Source organism: Neobacillus sp. BF23-41 (genome assembly GCF_041106275.1).
The window spans coordinates 35,685-55,551 of the sequence record NZ_JBGBPR010000021.1 but is presented as its reverse complement, the minus strand read 5'-3'; the positions used below and the strand labels follow the sequence as shown (position 1 = coordinate 55,551).

The 19,867-nt window shown below is 36.8% G+C and carries 20 protein-coding genes and 1 pseudogene; 1 reads left to right on the top strand and 20 read right to left on the bottom strand.

Annotation, left to right across the window (positions count from 1 at the left end):
- The first annotated feature begins 12 nt into the window (after positions 1 to 12).
- Positions 13 to 1,389, top strand: coding sequence for an aminotransferase-like domain-containing protein (locus AB7942_RS23465; protein WP_369448745.1), 1,377 nt, complete (start codon positions 13 to 15; stop codon positions 1,387 to 1,389).
- A gap of 222 nt (positions 1,390 to 1,611) precedes the next feature.
- Here AB7942_RS23465 and AB7942_RS23460 read toward each other — a convergent pair whose 3' ends face one another.
- The 20 genes and pseudogenes from AB7942_RS23460 to AB7942_RS23365 all read right to left on the bottom strand — a co-directional run bounded on the left by AB7942_RS23460 (position 1,612) and on the right by AB7942_RS23365 (position 19,616).
- Complete coding sequence (locus AB7942_RS23460; protein ID WP_369448744.1) at positions 1,612 to 2,208, bottom strand: adenylyltransferase/cytidyltransferase family protein; 597 nt, start codon at positions 2,206 to 2,208, stop codon at positions 1,612 to 1,614.
- Positions 2,209 to 2,243: 35 nt separating this feature from the next.
- Positions 2,244 to 2,408 (bottom strand): hypothetical protein, encoded by a 165-nt coding sequence (locus AB7942_RS23455; RefSeq protein ID WP_369448743.1) that lies wholly within the window; start codon positions 2,406 to 2,408, stop codon positions 2,244 to 2,246.
- Positions 2,405 to 3,223 carry an alpha/beta fold hydrolase gene (locus tag AB7942_RS23450; RefSeq protein ID WP_369448742.1) on the bottom strand — a complete coding sequence of 273 codons (819 nt, stop codon included), beginning with the start codon at positions 3,221 to 3,223 and terminating at the stop codon, positions 2,405 to 2,407. Before AB7942_RS23450 ends, AB7942_RS23455 begins: the two co-directional genes overlap by 4 nt.
- A 127-nt stretch (positions 3,224 to 3,350) precedes the next feature.
- Entirely contained in the window at positions 3,351 to 4,328 is a 978-nt protein-coding gene (locus AB7942_RS23445; protein WP_369448741.1) for a catechol 2,3-dioxygenase, read from the bottom strand.
- 24 nt (positions 4,329 to 4,352) lie between these two features.
- Positions 4,353 to 5,555 carry an acyl-CoA dehydrogenase family protein gene (locus tag AB7942_RS23440; RefSeq protein WP_369448740.1) on the bottom strand — a complete coding sequence of 401 codons (1,203 nt, stop codon included), beginning with the start codon at positions 5,553 to 5,555 and terminating at the stop codon, positions 4,353 to 4,355.
- A 321-nt stretch (positions 5,556 to 5,876) separates the two neighbouring features.
- Positions 5,877 to 7,709, bottom strand: a complete 1,833-nt coding sequence (locus tag AB7942_RS23435) for a XylR N-terminal domain-containing protein (protein WP_369448739.1) — start codon at positions 7,707 to 7,709, stop codon at positions 5,877 to 5,879.
- A gap of 574 nt (positions 7,710 to 8,283) precedes the next feature.
- On the bottom strand, positions 8,284 to 9,429 hold the full coding sequence (locus AB7942_RS23430) for an amidohydrolase (protein WP_369448738.1): 1,146 nt from the start codon (positions 9,427 to 9,429) through the stop codon (positions 8,284 to 8,286).
- Between the two features lie 13 nt (positions 9,430 to 9,442).
- Positions 9,443 to 9,955 (bottom strand): GNAT family N-acetyltransferase, encoded by a 513-nt coding sequence (locus AB7942_RS23425; RefSeq protein WP_369448737.1) that lies wholly within the window; start codon positions 9,953 to 9,955, stop codon positions 9,443 to 9,445.
- Positions 9,956 to 9,985: 30 nt separating this feature from the next.
- Positions 9,986 to 10,756, bottom strand: a complete 771-nt coding sequence (locus AB7942_RS23420; protein WP_369448736.1) for an amino acid ABC transporter ATP-binding protein — start codon at positions 10,754 to 10,756, stop codon at positions 9,986 to 9,988.
- On the bottom strand, positions 10,753 to 11,463 hold the full coding sequence (locus tag AB7942_RS23415; protein ID WP_369448735.1) for an amino acid ABC transporter permease: 711 nt from the start codon (positions 11,461 to 11,463) through the stop codon (positions 10,753 to 10,755). Before AB7942_RS23415 ends, AB7942_RS23420 begins: the two co-directional genes overlap by 4 nt.
- A 15-nt stretch (positions 11,464 to 11,478) precedes the next feature.
- Entirely contained in the window at positions 11,479 to 12,186 is a 708-nt protein-coding gene (locus tag AB7942_RS23410) for an amino acid ABC transporter permease (RefSeq protein WP_369448734.1), read from the bottom strand.
- A 35-nt stretch (positions 12,187 to 12,221) separates the two neighbouring features.
- Positions 12,222 to 13,052: a transporter substrate-binding domain-containing protein gene (locus AB7942_RS23405; RefSeq protein ID WP_369448733.1), complete on the bottom strand. Its 831-nt coding sequence runs from the start codon at positions 13,050 to 13,052 to the stop codon at positions 12,222 to 12,224.
- A gap of 77 nt (positions 13,053 to 13,129) precedes the next feature.
- Positions 13,130 to 13,408 carry a glutaredoxin family protein gene (locus tag AB7942_RS23400; RefSeq protein ID WP_369448732.1) on the bottom strand — a complete coding sequence of 93 codons (279 nt, stop codon included), beginning with the start codon at positions 13,406 to 13,408 and terminating at the stop codon, positions 13,130 to 13,132.
- 169 nt (positions 13,409 to 13,577) lie between these two features.
- A pseudogene (locus AB7942_RS23395) lies at positions 13,578 to 13,739 on the bottom strand (LLM class flavin-dependent oxidoreductase); the annotation flags it as partial.
- A 193-nt stretch (positions 13,740 to 13,932) separates the two neighbouring features.
- Positions 13,933 to 14,691: an alpha/beta hydrolase gene (locus AB7942_RS23390; protein WP_369448731.1), complete on the bottom strand. Its 759-nt coding sequence runs from the start codon at positions 14,689 to 14,691 to the stop codon at positions 13,933 to 13,935.
- 244 nt (positions 14,692 to 14,935) lie between these two features.
- Complete coding sequence (locus tag AB7942_RS23385) at positions 14,936 to 15,652, bottom strand: LLM class oxidoreductase (protein ID WP_369448730.1); 717 nt, start codon at positions 15,650 to 15,652, stop codon at positions 14,936 to 14,938.
- Positions 15,653 to 15,680: 28 nt separating this feature from the next.
- Positions 15,681 to 16,043 carry a hypothetical protein gene (locus AB7942_RS23380; RefSeq protein ID WP_369448729.1) on the bottom strand — a complete coding sequence of 121 codons (363 nt, stop codon included), beginning with the start codon at positions 16,041 to 16,043 and terminating at the stop codon, positions 15,681 to 15,683.
- Between the two features lie 183 nt (positions 16,044 to 16,226).
- Entirely contained in the window at positions 16,227 to 17,129 is a 903-nt protein-coding gene (locus AB7942_RS23375; protein ID WP_369448728.1) for a LysR family transcriptional regulator, read from the bottom strand.
- A gap of 390 nt (positions 17,130 to 17,519) precedes the next feature.
- Complete coding sequence (argH, locus tag AB7942_RS23370) at positions 17,520 to 19,055, bottom strand: argininosuccinate lyase (protein WP_369448727.1); 1,536 nt, start codon at positions 19,053 to 19,055, stop codon at positions 17,520 to 17,522.
- 369 nt (positions 19,056 to 19,424) lie between these two features.
- Positions 19,425 to 19,616 (bottom strand): Fur-regulated basic protein FbpA, encoded by a 192-nt coding sequence (locus tag AB7942_RS23365; protein ID WP_369448773.1) that lies wholly within the window; start codon positions 19,614 to 19,616, stop codon positions 19,425 to 19,427.
- Between the last annotated feature and the right edge of the window lie 251 nt (positions 19,617 to 19,867).

The window sequence follows — 19,867 nt, the reverse complement described above, 5'->3', positions numbered from 1 at the left end:
GAGGATAAATGTATGAGCTCAAAATATATCGAGATAATGGAAGAAATTAAGCTTCGGCTAGCAGATGGGGAGCTTATTGCAGGGAGTAAACTCCCTTCTGTTCGTCAACTATCTGAGTATTTTTCATGTAGCAAAAATACGGTCATTAAAGCATACGAAGAACTAGAAAAAGAGCATTTAATTTATTCTGTTCCTAAAAGTGGCTACTATGTTGTCAATGAATTACAAAATGCGACGAAAGAAAATGAGGTGATTGATTTCTTATCTGCTGGTCCAGATAAGAACGTTATGCCCTATGTTGAATTTCAACATTGTATGAATCAAGCAATTGAACAATATAAAGAAGAGCTTTTTACATACTCTGATCAACAAGGGCTTTACTCATTACGAGTACAGTTAGTGAAATATTTGCAGAATTTACAGGTGTTCACTCAACCTGAAAGAGTAGTCGTTGTATCTGGCTCGCAACAAGCCCTAAATTTATTAGTTTCAATGCCGTTTCCAAATGGAAAAAACAATATTCTAATTGAGCAGCCTACTTATTTCGGGTTTATTGAGTCCATCAATCTGCACCAAGCTACTACTTTTGGAATTGAGTTATCGATGGAAGGGATTGATCTTGATCGTCTGGAATACATTTTTCGAAATAATGATATAAAATTTTTCTATATTATCCCGAGATTTCACAATCCTCTTGGACATTGTTACACGAATAGTGAAAAGAAAAAAATCGTTGAGTTAGCTGAAAAATACGATGTATATATAGTGGAAGATGATTTTTTAGGAGACCTGGATCCAAATGCAAAATCAGATCCTTTATTTTCTTTTGATCCTTCTGGGAGAGTGATTTATATTAAAAGCTTTTCGAAAATTTTTCTCCCAGGGTTAAGGATTGCTGCTGTCGTTCTTCCTACATTAATGATTAACAATTTTTTACGATATAAATTTAGTTCGGATTTTAATAGTTCAGCACTTTCTCAAGGTGCATTAGAAATCTATTTAAAAAGTGGTATGTTTAATAGCCATCTCAAAAAAATAAAAGAGGTTTACCGTACTAAAATGCAAATCCTTCAAGAAGCCTGTGAATTATTGCTACAGGATAATACTCATTTTTCTAAACCGACTTCAGGATTCTATCTATCCATCTGTTTGCCCGAGAATGTAACAGCAAAACAGGTAGTTCATATGCTAAACGAGCAGCATATATATGTCGATGATGCCTCAAGAATGTTTTTACCAGAATATAAAAAGGAAAATCTCCTTCGATTAAGCATCTCTCAAGTGAAAGAGAGTCAAATTAAAATAGGGGTAGAGCGATTGGCTCAATGTATTGCTTTAATTGACAGTAGAAAAAATCATATTACTCCGAATAACTTTTTACTCTTTTAGTATGCGTAAGTTAATATAGACGGTAACATCAGGATTATGCGGATTTTTAGAGCTAAGAAAATATGCTCAAAAGGTTGTTTATGTGGTTTAGATAAATACAGGAGTTAATTACTACTCCATATCTTACCATATAATGTATATCTCGAAAGACCATGGGGACGGTTCTTTAAGGGGACAATCGGAAGTTTTTGCGCGTGAAAAAGCCCGACTAGCGGATAGGAGCTAGCCGGGCTTTTGTGTAATTAATTCGTAAGAGTGCCCGATAAGATAGGGCAGCTCCTCGACATTTCCTTCTAACAGTTGTTGTCTGATACGAGTCGAACTGATTTTTTCCCCTTTGTACTCCACCTTGTCGACCGTAGTCACATCCATCCGGTCTCCAGAATCTTGTTTCAATGTTTCCATATTCCCTGCTCCGCGGCTGCCATACGAAAAGTCATATCCTGCTACTGCATGAATAACACCCAGATTGATCAGGTATTCCTTAACAAATGCTCGAGGTGACAACCCAGCAAAGTCTTTATCGAACTCCACAAGGTAAAAAGTATCTACACCTAGTTCACTAAGCCTCTTTTCTTTTTCGGACTGAGACATTAAATAGTGAAAACATGCCTTCCCCTCAATGACCGTTTTCGGGTGAGGAAAGAAACTCATTACTGACAATGAGACTTGTCTTTCCTTTGCTTCCTGCAATGCAGTTTGAATCACTTTTACATGCCCATGATGGAGACCGTCAAAACATCCAATTGCCATAACATTTGAGCTTGCGATTTCCTGATAAGCAGCCAAATTCCCCTTACTTAAATAGATCGTTTCCATCCAGTCTCCTTTCATGTTCCAATAATGAAGTCAGCTTATACTTCTGCCAATGCACGATATTTTCCGTTAAAGAACACAAGTGGTTCCTTCTCTTCAAGATGAATATCGGTTACTTTTCCAATTGGCAATATTGATATTACCCATTTTACTTTTCGAAATCCTCCATCACGCGTAGGGCTCATCTTTATGAGATTCATCATTTAATAAATCTTAAAATATTCTCCACGAACGGCTCAGTTTTTTCGATTTGTGTCCAATGCCCGCACTCATTAAATACATGTAGTTCTGCTTGCGGAAGCAATTCAATTAGACGATAGCTTGTGTCTGCAATGGGGATAACCTTGTCATTCAAGCCATGGAATAATAGTGTTCGTACATTAATGCTTTGAATTTGTTCATCGGTTAACGCCAATTCGTCGAGCTTTTGTTGGCGCGGCTCTGGGAACATAGCCGAAAATGCATCTTTCACCTCAGGTTCAATACTAGCTTCATAGCGAAGTCGGACTAATTCTTCATTTTTCGCTGCTTTTTCATCGTACGAGAATAATTCAATTAATTCTCGCATTGACTCCAAACTTGGCTCATACCCCCAAACACGTTCTAATCCTTCTGAAATTTGGTGCTTGATGCCAACACTACCCATTAAAACTAATTTTTTCACAAGGTCCGGTCTTTGATAGGCAACATGGAGTGCTAATGCGCCGCCCATTGAGTTGCCGACTAAGTGAACAGGCTGATCCGACACGGATTCAATAAAGCTAATTAAATGTTGTACCCACAGTTCAACGGTATATTGATGATTGGAGAGTTTATCCGTTTTGCCAAAACCAATAATATCAGGTGCAAATACATGATAGGATTCACTTAAGCTTGGGATAATTAAGCGCCAGTTTGCGAAGGCAGATACACCTGGTCCTGACCCATGTATTAATATAATTTTTTCTGCTCCTCTCCCCTCCTCATGATAGTGTGTGTTAATCCCATTCACATCCATATATTTTGAGATAATCGTCATAACGTATTGCTCCTTCCATCTATTAATAAAGATAGAGGAAACTATTGAAAGCTTCCTCTCGCTTTTACATTCCATACATGGCGAGCTTGTACATTGGAAAAGCTCACCTGTAACTATTCACCAGCATTTATTTTAGTGGTGCAACTGCCTTTTTCTTCACTGGTGTTCCATATTCAAAGAACTCTTGTGGTAAATTAGAGCCGTACCAAATAATTGCATGCTCTAAATCTTTCCCTTTCCATTCAACCGTTTTCCAGTCTGGGTCAAAAATTTGATAACCCGTGTCACCGAATAATTCAACACGATTACCCCCAGGTTCGATCACATATAGGAAGTAAGCCTGAGAGACACCGTGCTTGCCAGGACCTGCTTCAATTTTAAACCCATGCTCCACCAATAATTCACTTACATCCATTAAATGTTGGGGATAGCCGTACCAGTAGCAAATATGATGTAATCTTCCTTTTTCAGCTAATGCGTCTCCCATGATGGCAACTTCGTGCACTAATGAGTTCGAACTTAACCATGCTGCTACATCTGTATTATCATCATTTAGAATACGTTCGCGCACTTTAAATCCAAGTGCATTTTCTAAGAACTCAACGTTTTTATTTGTTTCGCTCGCCAGGACATTCACATGGTCTAAGCGACGTACTGGTACTCCGCGACGTGGACGCCTTTGTGGACGGTTTAAAAGTGGTGTAGCTTGATCCTCATTCGCTTTGAAATATTCCACCTCCCAAAGAATTTCCATTTTATGTCCATCTGGCGTGGTAAATTGATAGGCTGGTCCATGACCGACATCGCCTTCAATCCACCCCATACCATAACCTGTCGCTTCGATTTCTCGTACACGACGCTCTAGAGCTTGCGGAGAAGTGGCACGCCATGCCACATGCCCAAGACCCGCTTCATCATTTTTCGTAATGATCAATGTATGATGATAAAGATCCTCGTAAGCACGCATATAAACAGAATCACCTTGACGGTGCGATTCTTCCATCCCTAAAATTTCTTTAAAAAACCAAACAGACTCTTCTACTTTAGGACTATAAATTTCAATATGTGCCAGATGTGCCACATCAAAAATAGGTTCTTTCATCATTTCACATTCCCTCCAAAGTTTTATTTACCAAATTGGGTTTCCTTTAAAGCCAAAGATTGACTTGCCATATGATGCCATTGCATCTTCGTAATGGTGCGTCGGATGAGAAGCCGCTGTCATAATGTCACGCACAAACAGTTCAGTAGGTTGTCCTTTAAATACGGAGTTTCCACCTAATGTAAGTAAAATACGGAGCGCCATCTCAGAAGTCGTTTTTGATATATGCCCACGAATCCCAAACAATCTTTCACGCTCTTCTTCATCCAATGTACGAACGCGATTTTGTTGATAATACGTTAACCTTTCTACGTAATCCTTTGCTAAGCCTTTTAAAGAACTTAATTGTAGTTTTAATTCCGCCAGTACGCGTTGACTACTAGCTGCTTCTTTTTCATTTGAATTATTGTTAAAAATACGAATCCGATTTTCTGTTTTTTCTTGGAAAATATCAATCAATCGTTCAATGCCACCAATCTGAATAAATTGGAAGCCCATTAAGAACCATGGGATATATGGTACATTGAAAATTTGATAGTCAGGCTCAAAATTACCATCTACTGGGCCTTCACCGTTAATGACACGTGTAGCATGGAAAATTCGATTCGGCGGTATGTAAACGCTGTCAACTTTCACCGCGTTACTTCCTGAGCCACGCAAGCCCATTGCATCCCAGTTATGGACGATTTCCGCTTCCTCTTTATTCAAAATAAATAAACAATATTCCGGCTCTGTCCCATCCTTTAGCTTGGTGATTGCGCCTAGTCCAATCCAATCACTCCAAAGCACTCCACTACAGAAGTTCCATTGCCCTGAAAGGCGATAGCCTTCGCCATCTTCTGTTACTTTCCCGACAGGGGCAAATACATCTGCCATTAAGCCACCATTTCCATACAATTCATCACGGCTTTCTTTTGGTAAAAACGCAACCCAGGTTTCATGAATAACAAAGAAATAACTTAACCATGCAGCGGCGATACTATGATTCGCGATCGTGCGGATCATTTCACCAAAAGTAAAGTAATCTAAATCTTGGCCGCCATATTCTTTTGGTCGTAAAAGTTTATGAAACCCAGCTTCTTTTATTTTTTCAATTACTTCATCTGGAAGCTTTGAATCTTGATCTGCCTTTAAAGCGTATTTTTCAGCTAATAAACCAACCTCCTTTGCCCTCATAAGAAGTTCTTCTTTGTTGGGAGTCTTTTTAACTTCTAAAATATTAACTGCCATATACCTTCCTCCTCTTAAGTAAACGTTTTCAAATCCTATCATGCATCTACTACTGATTTGAATTATAATATTTAGAATATTTTAAATATACCTACAGTAGATACTGAATTAAGATTGTTTTTAACACGTTTTCTATTAAATATTTTCTTTATATATTTAATTGGATTGCGTAAATCATGATAAGTTTATATTTCTAACCGTTACAAAAGAAACGGAGTTAGCTTGATAGTTATTGTAAAATGATGAATCAAACAAACTTTTTTCATTATTTAACTACGAAAAAGCCTTGTCCATCAACAAGTTAATGGGCAAGGCTTATAGTTACATCTCAATTTTTCCTTTTGCTTTTAAAATATTGATTGCTAAATAAAGTGTGAAGGCATATTGTGTATCATTAAGATCATGGTTTAAAATCTCACTAATTTTGGCCAGTCGATAGCGTAATCCGCTAATCGACATGGATAATTCCTTCGCAGTATCGTTAATACTGCTTCCATTATCTATATATGCAAATAACGTTTTTATTAACTCAAATTCATTACTATCTACTTCTAACAACCTACCAATATGTTGATTCACAAAGCGCTCAATCAACACATCATCCTGTATTTGGAATAAAACACTTTCAATGCCTAGCTCTTCGAAGTAATATACATTTTTTCGATTGTTTGTTGCACGTAATGCCGCCAATGTTTCATTGTATAGCGTGACAGTTTGTGAAAACTCTTGGATGACAGAGCTAACACCGACAGAAATCCTATATTTTGGGAAGCGTCGTGAACAATGCTTTAACAATTGATTAATAAACGTAGACTGTGATATATGCAAACTTTCAAAAGTTGGGTACTCCATTAATATAATAATTTTGTTGAGTTTTTGTGAAACGATTGAATTGATCGTTCGCTCTTTCAAAAATAGATGAATATGACGAATCAATTCTTCATTAAACGCTATTTCATGTTCAATTTTTGGTTCCTTTACAAATCGTTCAAACGTTAACATCCAATAGGTCGAGGAAGGATTGAAATCTAAATAATAGGCGATTTTATACATTTCTTCCTTTGCCAATCGGCCTTCCAGGATATCATTTAAAAAGCTCCGTTTAATCGTTTGCTCCGTAGTAACTTTTATACTTTCATTCAATAATATAAGCGAAGACGTTATTGCTGCCTTTTCAATAATCATATAATCAAGCTCATTCGGCTGATTCTCTCCTGTATAAACAAAAGAACAATAGCCTTTAACTTGCTGTCCATAAAAAATTGGGGTGCGTAACAATGAAAGCTTTTCTGAATAACGTACAAATGTAGTGTTCGAATCTCTAAATGTATTTAAAGTAAGCGGATTCGGAAGGTTTCCTGATTTTACAATGATTTGATTATATTCATCTTCAATAAAGACTGTTAAACCAGTCGTTTCAAATAAAATATCAACAACTTTTTGTAACCCTTGGTTCGACAGTAGTTCCTCAATTAATTGCCGGTGTATATCGCTCGCTTTACTTAAATGATCCCGTTCCATTTTTAATTTCGCTGTTATTTCATCGAGTTCCTTGATCATGCTATTCGCTTGATAGTAACTCAGGTCACTCGTAATTTCTTCTCCCCATTTTTCAATAGGCATACAAATACATTTGCATTGCTCGTGACCCATCGCGCGACATTCTACTTCCTTAACAAGGATCGGCTGTTGCAACACTTTAGACAGGTAACCGCTTGCATATCCACACAAGGTGTGACAAACAGGCCCTTCACTGAGGCCTTTGTCTTTTAAATATTGTGACGCTTCAAATGTATTAATCCAAAGGACTTCAATAAAATTGCATTTCTTTTGCTCATCAAATCTCATTTCCAAAATTTCCACTTTATCTAAGTAACCATGCAACCTGTGAAATTTAGGACCTGCATTTACCAAATCCATCTCATCGTCCCATTGCAATGACATGGCTTTTTCCGCATCACTCACACCACAATGCCAGCCGTAGCGAATAAACACGCCCCTTGTTCGTTCCTCTCCAATGACGGTAATGAGCTCATTTTTCAAATTTGTTCTTGCTTCAATAGGGATTGAAATAATTCGTTCATAAAATTCATTCAAAACGGTTTCTTTAGGTAATTCAAAAGCATCTTTTATGTGCATTTGGTTAAAACTCATATTTACTCGACCCCTTAGTCTGTGCTCCTGAAAAAGTGCCTGTCCCACTCGAAATTTGTAGCATTCGACAAGTGACAGGCACCATTTTATATTTCATGTTTTTTCCTAAATTAAAGATGGAAAGTCTTTCATTATGTAATATGTAATTATTCAAATAACTAAGAATAATTAATTATTTTAAGAGTATTATAACATAATATTCATAATTTTATTTACTTTGTTTGAATAGTAGGAACGTTGATATTATAAGCTCTGAAATAGTATTAGCACTTGATTTAATAGATTTAATTGCCCCGAAATGAAATCGCAACATGCCTCTAGAAAGCTGGAAATCTAGCGAATATGCGTGACAGTTCAATGGGATTTGATGAATATTTTTGTATGAGAGTATTTCTGATAAAAAAAGTTCCTTACAAAATGTAAGAAACGTTGAAGAATAAGCTTTTCTCAGCCTAATTTGATACCGATGGTAAGGGTCGAACCGACACTCTAGATTATGCAACATCACTTATAATCAGCAGGACTGTGTGGAATTGAACCCACCTTTTCGTTTGGATCATAAACTTTAGATTTGTTAAATAGCAAAATGTCGATCTAATAATTCTCTCGAACTTTCATATAAAAAATAAGCTGCTTTGAGAATAGCTGATTCATCTAGTGTAAATGCAGGATGATGCCATTCTTCGTTCCCGTTTGTACCAAAAAAAGCAAATGTCCCTGGGACATTGTAAAGATAGTAGGAGAAATCTTCACCAGCCATTGATAGTTCTGGATCAATAACATGTAAAGATTGTTGCTTAGCAGAATTCCTAGCAATCTCTGTTACAGCCTTATGATTAACAAGTGGTGGTGGACCTGGAAACCAGCCAATTTCAACTTTCTGCGAAAAAGCTGTGGCTATTGCTTCAACAATTGTATAAAATTTTTCTTTTACGACTTCACGAATTGTATTGTCAAAGGTTCGAATGGTACCTTCAAGGATGACATCACCTGGAATAACGTTCCACGTGCTTCCACCTATTATTTTCGTCACACTCAATACAGCGCTTTGAAGCGGAGACACATTCCGGCTGACAACCGTCTGAAGTGCTGTGATAAGGTGTCCAGCAGCTATAATCGGGTCCTTTCCATTTTGCGGTATCGCTGCATGACTCCCCTTTCCATAAAGCACGATATGAAAACGATCCACTGCAGCCATTAATGGTCCTTCCTTTAATCCGATTGTCCCAACTGGTAAATCCGGCTTATTATGAAGACCTATAATCGCCCCCACCCCATCCAATTGTCCATCTGCTATCACCTTTTTGGCCCCTCCGCCGGATTCCTCTGCTGGTTGAAAGAGTAGGCGCACCGTTCCATTCAGTTCTGACTGTTTTTTTTGTAAAAGGCTGGCTGCACCAATAAGAGCAGCTGTATGAAAATCATGACCGCAAGCATGCATCACTCCCTTTATTTTTGAAGAATAGGGAAGTCCTGACTTTTCCTCAATTGGAAGTGCATCAATATCTGCGCGTACAGCTACGATAGGACCAGGTTTTCCTCCTTTTATTTCAGCAAAGACACCTGTTTTCAAATCCGTTTTGCGAATCGGTATGTCTAGTTCCCGCAGCCATTTTTCAATTGACTTGGATGTTTTAAATTCTTGATTTGATAATTCTGGATATTGATGTAAATGGCGCCGAATGGATATCAATTGAGCCTCTAATTCCGCTTGATTCATAACAATCTCCTTCCTATATATCAAAACGATAGCATTTTACTAAAATATCATTGTTCATAAATTCTTTCGTTTGATCTCGCTTAAAACCAAACCATTCATATAAACGAATCGCTTTTTGCATTTTATCCCCAGTGTGCAAATACAATTTATTTGCTCCTTGAGACTTTGCAAAATGAAGACCAGCTTTTAATAATTCTTGCGCTACGCCACGTCCTCTTGCCTGGGGGTGGACAGCCAATAGGCGAATAATCGGTGAAAAGATTTGTAATTCAGGTTTTTGATACGCCTTTTCAGATGACTCGAATAACTGTAATGTACCAAGAATATTTACATTATTTTTCGCAATCAATATCTTTTTCACATCTGGATTATCAACCGATGCCTTAATATTTGCTAAATAATCCTCCCATTGATATGGATTTGTATATTCATGCTCATACTGCTGATAGCTCTCAACTAATAAACGTCGAACCGTTTCTTTTTCATCTTCCACTAATTCATCAATAATGATTTGGTTTGTCACCATTACAGTCACCCTCTTCTCCAGGATTTTTATTTAATTAATCTGTTCTTTAAGTTGGGGAAAGAATGATTCACCCGATATTCGGTATAAAAATCGCCTGGTTCGTTCTTCTTTTGGAGCATTAAAAATTTCTAAAGGTGTACCTTCCTCAACGATTACTCCTTCATCCATGAACAATACGCGATCAGCGACTTCTCTAGCAAAACTCATTTCATGGGTAACAACGACCATCGTAATACCTTCCCGTGCTATGGCTTTAATAACAGAAAGCACATCTCCAACTAATTCAGGATCCAGGGCCGATGTTGGCTCATCAAAGAGAATGACTTCTGGATTTAACGCTAACGCTCTTGCTATTCCTACTCTCTGCTGTTGCCCCCCTGATAGCTGTGATGGATAGTGATGTAGTTTATCACTTAGACCTACTTTATAAAGCACCTGTTCACTTTTATTTCTAGCATCCTTTTTCTTTACTTTCTTTGAAACTATTAATCCTTCCATCACGTTTTCCAGCACTGTTTTATGGGCAAATAAATTATAATGTTGAAAAACCATGGCAGATTGCTTTCTTAATAACAACATTTCTTTTTTCTTCGCCTTTTCTGAATTAACCTGTATATCGCCAATTTTTATAATACCTGCATCAGGAGTTTCCAAAAAATTCAGACATCTTAATAAAGTTGTTTTACCCGATCCACTTGGACCAAGAATTGTTACCACTTCTCCTCTTTCAATTTTTAAGTTAATTCCTTTTAAAACCGGCTGTTTGTTAAATGATTTTTTAATACCCTGTAAATAGATCATGACACGCCTCCTCGATTATAAGCTGTCACCCTTTTTTCAAGTAAATAGGAGAGACCTTCTATAATAATAGTAAGACCCCAATAGATCATCCCCGCAGCAATAAAGGCTTCGAGAAACTTTAAATTGATTGATGCGACGATATTGGCGGCACCTGTTACTTCTTTTTCCGATACGAGAAAAGCAATGGATGAAGTGTGTAAAAAACCTATAGTGACATTAGTAAAGTTCGGAATAGACTGCGCTAATGCCTGCGGTAAAATGATTCGAACCATCGCTTGTATCTTCGTCATTCCAACTGAATAGGCCGCTTCCATTTGTCCATTAGAAACACTGATAATTCCAGATCGAATAATTTCTGATAAATAGGCACCTGCGGCCAATGATAAGGCGATTAATACAAATGAAATAATCGGAATCGAATTTGTATGAATCCCTAAATCAAACTTTTCTGAAAGTTGGTCCAGTAATAATGGAAATCCAAAATAAGTCACAAAAATATGCATAATGATAGGAGTTCCTCTAAAAAAAGATACATAAGCATTTGCTGCACTATAAAGAAATCTCACTTGAAATACTCTAACAAGGGCCACAACAATACCTATTAGAAATCCCACCAATAAAGGAACAATAGTTATGATAAGAGTAATAGGAATGGCCTTGATAATTTCTTTAAACGCTACCCATATAAAGGGAATATCAATCGTCATTTTCACTCCTCCTTTCTATGAAGCAGCAGTTAGATCAGCTTTCTGATAACGATTGTAATATTTTTCTAGTTTACTAAATATTTTTTCAAACAATAGGACAACAACATAATAAATAATCGATAGAGATATATACACCTCTAGTGCATGTGCTGTTGAAGCAATGAGCGTATCTCCTCTTCCCATCATGTCCATCACACCGATAGTAAAAGCAAGAGAAGTATCCTTTAATGAACCAATCACCGAATTTGCCATATTCGGGAAAGCAATCCTTAGTGCCTGGGGAAGGACGATTCGAAAAAAGTTTTGGCTGCCTGTCATCCCTACAGAATAAGCTGCTTCCGTTTGTCCATAATCGACTGCACGAATGGCTCCTCGAAAAATTTCAGCAAAACCTGCGCCATTGCTAACGGCATAAGTAACAATGACAAAATAAATGGCATCAAGCTTTGAGATATCAATATTGAAAATTATGAGTACAGCGGGTAAGCCATAAAAAACAAGGAATAATTGGATTAATATTGGTGTCCCTCGAACAAAAGAAACATATAAAATGACCAATTGATTTAGTAAAGGTATTTTAAATAACCTCGGTATAGCGGCTGCTATACCGAAAATGAGTCCTAGAATAATAGATGCTCCTAAAATTTGAAGAGTTATCCCTAAATATTGAATTAGTGTGGGAATAAACTCGATTATTAACTTAAGATCAAAGGCTTTCCCCATGTTTACTACAACCTCCAAATACATAATCCAATCTATTAAAAGTTAACTGTATAGTCAGCTCCTAACCATTTTTTACTCAATTCACTCACAACACCTTCTTTTTTCAATTCAACAATTGCTTCGTCAATTCTCTTTTGTAGGGGGGGTTCATCTTTTCTAAGCAGGAAATAAACCTTTGAATTCAGCAGCGGCTCACCTACTACTTTTTGTTGCGCATCTACAGCGTCATTATTAAAATCTACAGAAAATGGTGTCGTTATGGTTGCATCTGCTCGACCTGTTTTAATTTGATTTATCGTCGAATCTGGTCCGTTACCTGCATAAACAATTTCAATTCCGGCGTTATTTTCTTTGTTATACTTTTCTAGAAATACAGCGGAATTACTAGTCGCACTTACAATTGCCTTTTTCCCTTTTAAGTCTTTTATAGAATGAATATCATTGTTATTTTTATTGATCGTTACATGAAGAGGAAAGACATTATATGGTTCTTCATTAAAAAGAAACTTCTTTTGCCGTTCTTCATTCACTTCCATTTGATGGGCAATAAAATCAATTTTATTAGTTTCTAAACTTAACAACAGATTCGAAAATTCCATTGTTTTAAACTCAAATTCGTATTCTGGCAGCTTTTCATCGATTTTCCTTACTAATTCCACATCATACCCAGTTAACTTTCCATCCTTGTCAATAAAGCATACATTTGGAAATTGTGTTCCTGTTCCGACTATTATTTTTTGTACTTTCGACTCCCCTTTAGCAGTTTCGGAGCTTACCTTTGAGCTTGTTTTTGTTTCTTGGGAAGAGCATGCTCCCACCACTAAAACAAGTAGTAACGTCATAAAAATAAATAATGTTTTCTTCATTAAATATCCACCTTATCCTTTTTATTTACTAGCAATCTGTACTTGATTTTCAATTAAACTCATTAAATTAGTCGGAATTAACCAAATATTTTATGCTTATTAAATTTATCAAGTACTTTCTCCAGATGTTTAAGTCCTACTTGTGTTACCGCCTCATACACTTCACCATGACCTATTTCAACGACTGGTACATGACGGATACCATATTTGGTATTTAAAATCTCTCGAAATTCATCATGATTTGTGACATCGACTATTTTGTAATTTACCTCTTTTTCTTGTAAGTACTGTTTTACCTCTCCACAATAGTGACATCCTTCTTTGGCCCACACGACCACTGATAATTCATTTCCCATTTCTGTTTTCCTCCTTAGTTTTGTTAATAAAAAAGACTCCCCATTCAAGATCAAAACATCTTAAATCGAGAGCCTCTAGTCGCCTAGTCGGCACAAACACCACTTACTATTAAAATAATTAGTTTCAAGCTTCATCCTTTGATAACCCTTTTGAGTAACGATTTACTGGATCGAAATATCGCCCTAGGTAATCCAGCGCTTTATCAATCGAAACTAGATTAGCAATTTCTTGGTATTTTCTTTCTGCTTCCTCTTCTGTATTACCAATAATAGGTGAGATCCCTGGCAGGGTGACAAGTTCATCCGGTTTACGGCCGAAAGCCTTTACCCTATATTTAATTCACAGTTATTAGATAGGAATACTATTAATTATGTTGTGCTTTATCCTATCACTTACAGAATAGAAATTCTATACATTAACTGATAGAAAAATTTATTGAATTCATTGATAAAATCTATCAAAAAAATAGTAGTTCCCACTTATCTGAACGTTGTTCAAATCCCCAAAAAAACCAACTCAAAGCCTAAATCACTCCAGATCCAACTTGATGCTGTACGAATCGATGGCACCCCTTTACAATTTGCTCTTTGTCATTATCCATAGATGCCACATGGAAAGAATTTTTCAGAACAACCCCTTCCTTTAAGTCAGACCCTATGTGTTCAATAATATAATCCGTATTTTCTGGTGGTACGACATGATCCTCAGCTGACTTAAAGCCTAATATAGGACAATGAATTTCCGGTAATATAGCAGGTGTAATGTCCATTAGCGTTTGCAGTTGATGAACGGCTTTTAACGGTACTTTTTGATAAGTTATTTCATAGGCATCTTTTGCTTTAATATCGGGCTTTCCTTCATCAAGAAATCTCGGTATGGATTTACCTTTTAAATGTTCAAAAGCCGGAAGAGTTAAAGCAGCATTAATTATGATAATGCCTCGTATATCCCTATATCTATGAGCAAGCCAAAGTGCCAGCGTCCCACCCATTGACTGGCCCAATACAAAAATACTTGTACACGTCTGTTTTAATTCCTGATAACCCCTTTCCAATGACTCAAACCATTCTTCATGAGTGCACTTCTCTAAATCATAATAATGGGTACCATGCCCTTTTAATCTTGTAGCCATAACAGAATACCCATATTGCTTAAGTCTTTCACCCAGGTAGCGTACGCTTTGCGGAGTACCAACAAATCCATGTGAAATAAGAATCCCAATCTTGTTTCCCTTAAAATAAAATTTTTCTGCCCCCTTTATAACAGGAAACTTTTCCTCCATCTTTATCTTCCTCCTTCTCTCAATCTAACTTTATTTCCAAATACCAAGCTATCTTTTATTATCCTTTTAAATCTAATAATCAAATCCTACTAAACCTATTAAACAAGTAAGAATTATAACTATAAAAAAGAACTTCAAAAAATAATTAATGAAGATCCTATATCGTGAATGATTGTTCCCTGCTTTAATTGTCTTTTTTTAGACATCACAATTCCTATCCTGGTCTCCTCATTTAATATAATTTTTATTTTGTGATAAATTCTTCATGTTCTGTTATCTTTCTCCCAATCTCCCCCTTAAAATAAAGTGGACTTAAGAGGTGAAATGATTGAAACCTTTCTTCTTCTTCTTTTTCAATTGGAGTATGTAAAATAAATTCATCCACCTGATGAGTTTTTTGAAGTTTCCCTAAAATTCCCTTCACATAATTAGGGGTTCCCGCAATAATATCTGCTTCTTGTTCGGTTATTTCATAAGGTTCACTTGCTTGCTTTCCAAACGCTTCTGCTTGCTCAAGTGATTGTAAGGTCACCGATCGTCCACTCTGAAGATGGACTTTGACTATTTTTCTTTCTCCTGCCAGTTCTTCTGCTTCTATTTGAGTAGGAGCGGCAATAACAGCCAATGATATGATAAATTTTCCATTTGGAAAACTATCCCGATATACATTTTCCGCTTCTTCTAGTACCCTATCATCACTATTGATAAATTTATCAAATACATATGATATTCTTAAATTAGCAGCAAGCTGTGCACTTTTTGGATTTGCTCCAAGCAGGAAAATTCCAGGTTTTTTCTGAGGAATGGGTGTTGCTTGAATACCCGCAAGAGGATGATCATTACCGACCGAATTTTCAACTAATTCCAATAAAAAAGAGAGACGTTCTGAAAAGTCCTTCCCATCATTGACGGTTCCATACTGTAGCGCCTTTGTTGATAATTGATTAAAATAATCTTTCAAGAAAAAACTCTAATTTATTAATTTTTCTTCATTTCTTCAGTTGTATTACATTTCTCCTTTGTCGACCATCATTCAGAAATTCATTCAGCCTCTTTGTAAGACCTCCATGACCAAATCGGATAAATTTTTGTTTATCTTGCTCGATCCTCTCACCTTTGACAAATTCTAAGAATGCCAAAAGCTGAATCCTTCGGTAATGAATATTGACAATCCCATACTCGTAAAACCATTGATCAATCGTATTATAAACACCTCTATTGACCTGATACTGTTGATTGCACCAATTAAAAAACTGTAAATCTGGCAAATTTAGATATTTACTTGTTTTGAAGGAACTTTGTTTTTTTGTTTTTGAAAAGTGCCCCACAGAATTCATATTTTGTGTTTGCATATTTATCATCCTCCTTTTATATCCAACAATACACACTTGAATAGTCGGAATTAAAGCTTTGCTTTTCCCTGTTACACTGAGAAATGAATGCTTATTATTTTATTGAGATTAATCCTATCACCGAGAAGGTTGTAATGGCAATACCTTAACTGATAGAAAAATTTAATCTTTATATCAGAAAATTTAATCAATCAACATACTACTTTTCTTCTCAAATTCTTTAATGGATAAAAGAATATCATTCCATAGCTTTGGGTACACAAAACCATTATTTAAGTGTGTCGCAAAAATATGCTGGTTTATTTGGAGAATATGAGAAACATCGATTTCAATCAGTTTGCCTCGTTCAAGCTCTTCCTTAATGCATAGGTATGGTAAAAATCCTATGCCATTTTTGCTAAGAATTATAGATTTTGCTACTTCAAGATGGTCTACTAAAAATTCTATGCGAGGATTAACATTTGCCACTTCAAATAATTTATGGACCCGATTCCAGTTAAAAGCTCCGCATTCAAAAAATACCATGGGTTCAATGGCTAATTGCTGAACAGATACATTCTCTTGAAATTGAAATGAATGTCCAGGATAAACAACCAACCGGACAGAATTATTTAGAAGCTCATGTTTTTGAATTCCACGATGAGTAATATCCTTCATAAAGGCGATATCCACCTGCTTCTGAAGAAGTTTATCGAGCAATACTTCGTTTGGCGCTGAAAAAAATTTAAATCGCAATTGAGGGTTTGCTTTCTTCAAGAAAGGAAGGGCAAAAGGAATAAAGTATTGTGAAGTAATAATATTAGCCCCAATAACAATTTCTTCAGGATTATCTTCCTTCTTCAATAGTTTCTTCCCTTGATGATAGGTAAATAAAATTTTCTCTGCGTATGGGATAAAGGCTTTTCCTTCCTCAGATAATCTCAAACTCCTTCCCTTACGTAAAAATAATTCGATGCCAAGATCACGTTCTAACGTTTTAATTCTTGCAGTCACGGTTGGCTGAGATAAATACAGAGCTTCAGCTGCTTTATGAATACTTTCTAAATGAACTACATTCATAAAAGCTTCAAGATAATCAATATTCATTTTCCACCACAACTTTCCTGATTTAATATAAAGACGTATTTAAACAATGAAGTCAATAGACTCCGGGTTTAAGCGTATTTTCTACCTTAAGCAAATTCGCAGACTAATATAACATGATTTTTCTATTACAAAGGCTAACAAAAAAGGCTCCCGAACGTATAATACGTTCAGGAGCTTTTGGACGACCAATCAGCTACTTTCCACTTTTTATCAATTTTCTAAAGTCTACTCCAATTAATCCAATAAGTAAAGTATGAATTAAACGAAATACAGACAATTGGCGCCTCCCTAGTATGGGGAAGGTTCTTATGGTCTCACTAATCTCATTAAAAACCATGAGAACCGTCCCTCTGGAGTAATATTGTCTTCTGGAATTAACTACCGCCTTCATCAATGTCCAGTATTGATATCGTTTTCATCCGTTTTACCCCAATGGCTTGTCAGTTGGTCAAGTCTTTCCATACAAACTTTAATTCGATTAACCTCAGTATGGAGTAAAGAAATATGGTGGTGTAGACTAGCTTCTCTTTCCACAATGGCCCGCTTCATTTCCTTCGGTGCTGGTCCGCCAGGCAGCGACCGAGTTTTAACAAAGTGTTCTGGGTCCATTGCTGTACGAATGATCTCCTCCGGTAAATTCAACGGAATTCCGACAACTGCTTTTGCCGCTTCATCCACGAGTACAGATGTGACATGAGTAGCATTCAGTCCTCTGGCCAAGGCAATTTTCACCACCTGGCTGGCAATGGAATGAGAGGTTCGAAACGGGATGTTTGCTTCCCTAAACAGGGTATCGGCTAATTCCGTTATCGTCGCAAAACTTTCTTGGGCCCTTCTTTTTAACAGTGCTTCATTTACTTCAAGTGTTCCAACCACCACGTTGGTTAACCGAAAAACTTGATCAATAAGGTGCAGGCCCTTCCATAAATACGGCTGAAGGTCATCCTCGGTATCGTTTATATCTCCGTATGGTGTGTTATGTAACATTTGAAGTACGGTTTGGGCATTCCCAATTCCGCTAGAGCTTAATGCACGAATATGCTCTAGTGAAACAGGATTTCTTTTTTGCGGCATAATGGAACTCGTTTGAACATAGGGGTCTGCCACACGAATCGCTGAAAATTCCTGGCTGGACCATAAGAGAAGGTCTTGTGAAAACCGGCCGAGATTGATAAAGGTTAATTGTATCGCTGTTGCAATTTCCCCTAAATAATCGGCACCGCCAATCGCATCATAGGCACTCTTGATGATTTTCGGAAATCCTAATAACTCTGCGACTGTATTTCGGTCAATCGGAAATCCGGTCGTAGTGAGGGCCGCCGCGCCGAGAGGACTAGCATTGCATGTATCATAGGCTGCTTTCAATCTTTTTAAGTCACGGTCAACGACATCGTACATACCCAGCAGATAATGGGAGAACGTCATCGGCTGGGCTTGCTGCGTATGGGTATGCCCAAGGACAATGGTTTCCTTATAGGTGTCGATCACCCTCAAAAGTGTTTCTTGAAAGGAAAGCAGCGCCTCGATGGCGAGTAGAATCTTTTCCCGAAGAACCATCCTGTACATTGCAACACCCATATCGTTCCGGCTCCGAGCAAGGTGCAAACTCCCACCCATTTCGCCGGCAACTTTCATAATTTGACTTTCTACAAGGAAAAAGAGATCCTCATACTGTCCATCATAGGTGGATTGGAGAATTCTCTCCTTATCAAGTGCGCAAATAGCTGCAAGGATTTGGGAACCCTCACTCTCCTGCAACAACCCTTGTTCCACCAGCATAATCAGGTGGGCTTTATGGATTGCTATCATCGGCTCTAGTAAAGATTGCTTGGCGTGCTCATAAGCAGGTGCCAATACTACCTCTGAATAGGTCGCTCCAGGAAACTTCCGACCTTCTTTTTCCAAAATGCTCTCCTTAATATTCATCACAATACCCCCAATATTCCCCTATCATGGTTAATTCGGTAAAAAAGGCTACAAGAATGAATAAACCTTAAATGACTAGTAAACTTTTGAAAATAAAACAGGAGAAAAAAGTTCGCAATCTTTTGTTTATTTTATGTCTCCAGCCTATTTATGTTAATAAAAAAGCATGAACATTGTATGTTCATGCCATCGGTTGTCCGGAAGACAGTAAATAATACTTTATATAGACTAAAAATTCAACTTTTCTTCTTCATTCCAAGATTAAAAGATTCTTTTCTGCCCCAACATTGAATTTTTTAATTTCCTTGCAAAAAAAAGACCGCAGGTGTGGAACACCATTCAGTCTAATGTAACCTAACCATATTTATTTTATATCCACTGAATAGATCCAAACTCACCATGCGGATGGTTTTGAATTTTAAATCTTCTATACTCATATTCTAATTTCGATAGTGGCAACTCATAAAGCTTTTGATCGTCTTTGTTATAGACGTTTAAAAAAATTAATTTATTGATAAGTTTTTGTCGCTTTTTTTCATCATTATTTCTCAACAGAAACACTCCCTTAGTTTTACAAAAACTTTTCCTTGAATACAACCACTTTTAATTTCATATATTAGATTAATTTTATTATAAACCCATAATTCCTATCAGTAAAGTATGAATTAAAAAAATAAAGACGACACTATCATCATGACAGTGCCTTCGCGATTTTCAATGACAAGCGGTATGGACCCAATCGGTTAAATATTTATAACTTATCGATTAATTTGTGCCAATCGGAAACAAATTGTTCGTCATATCCCCCTGTT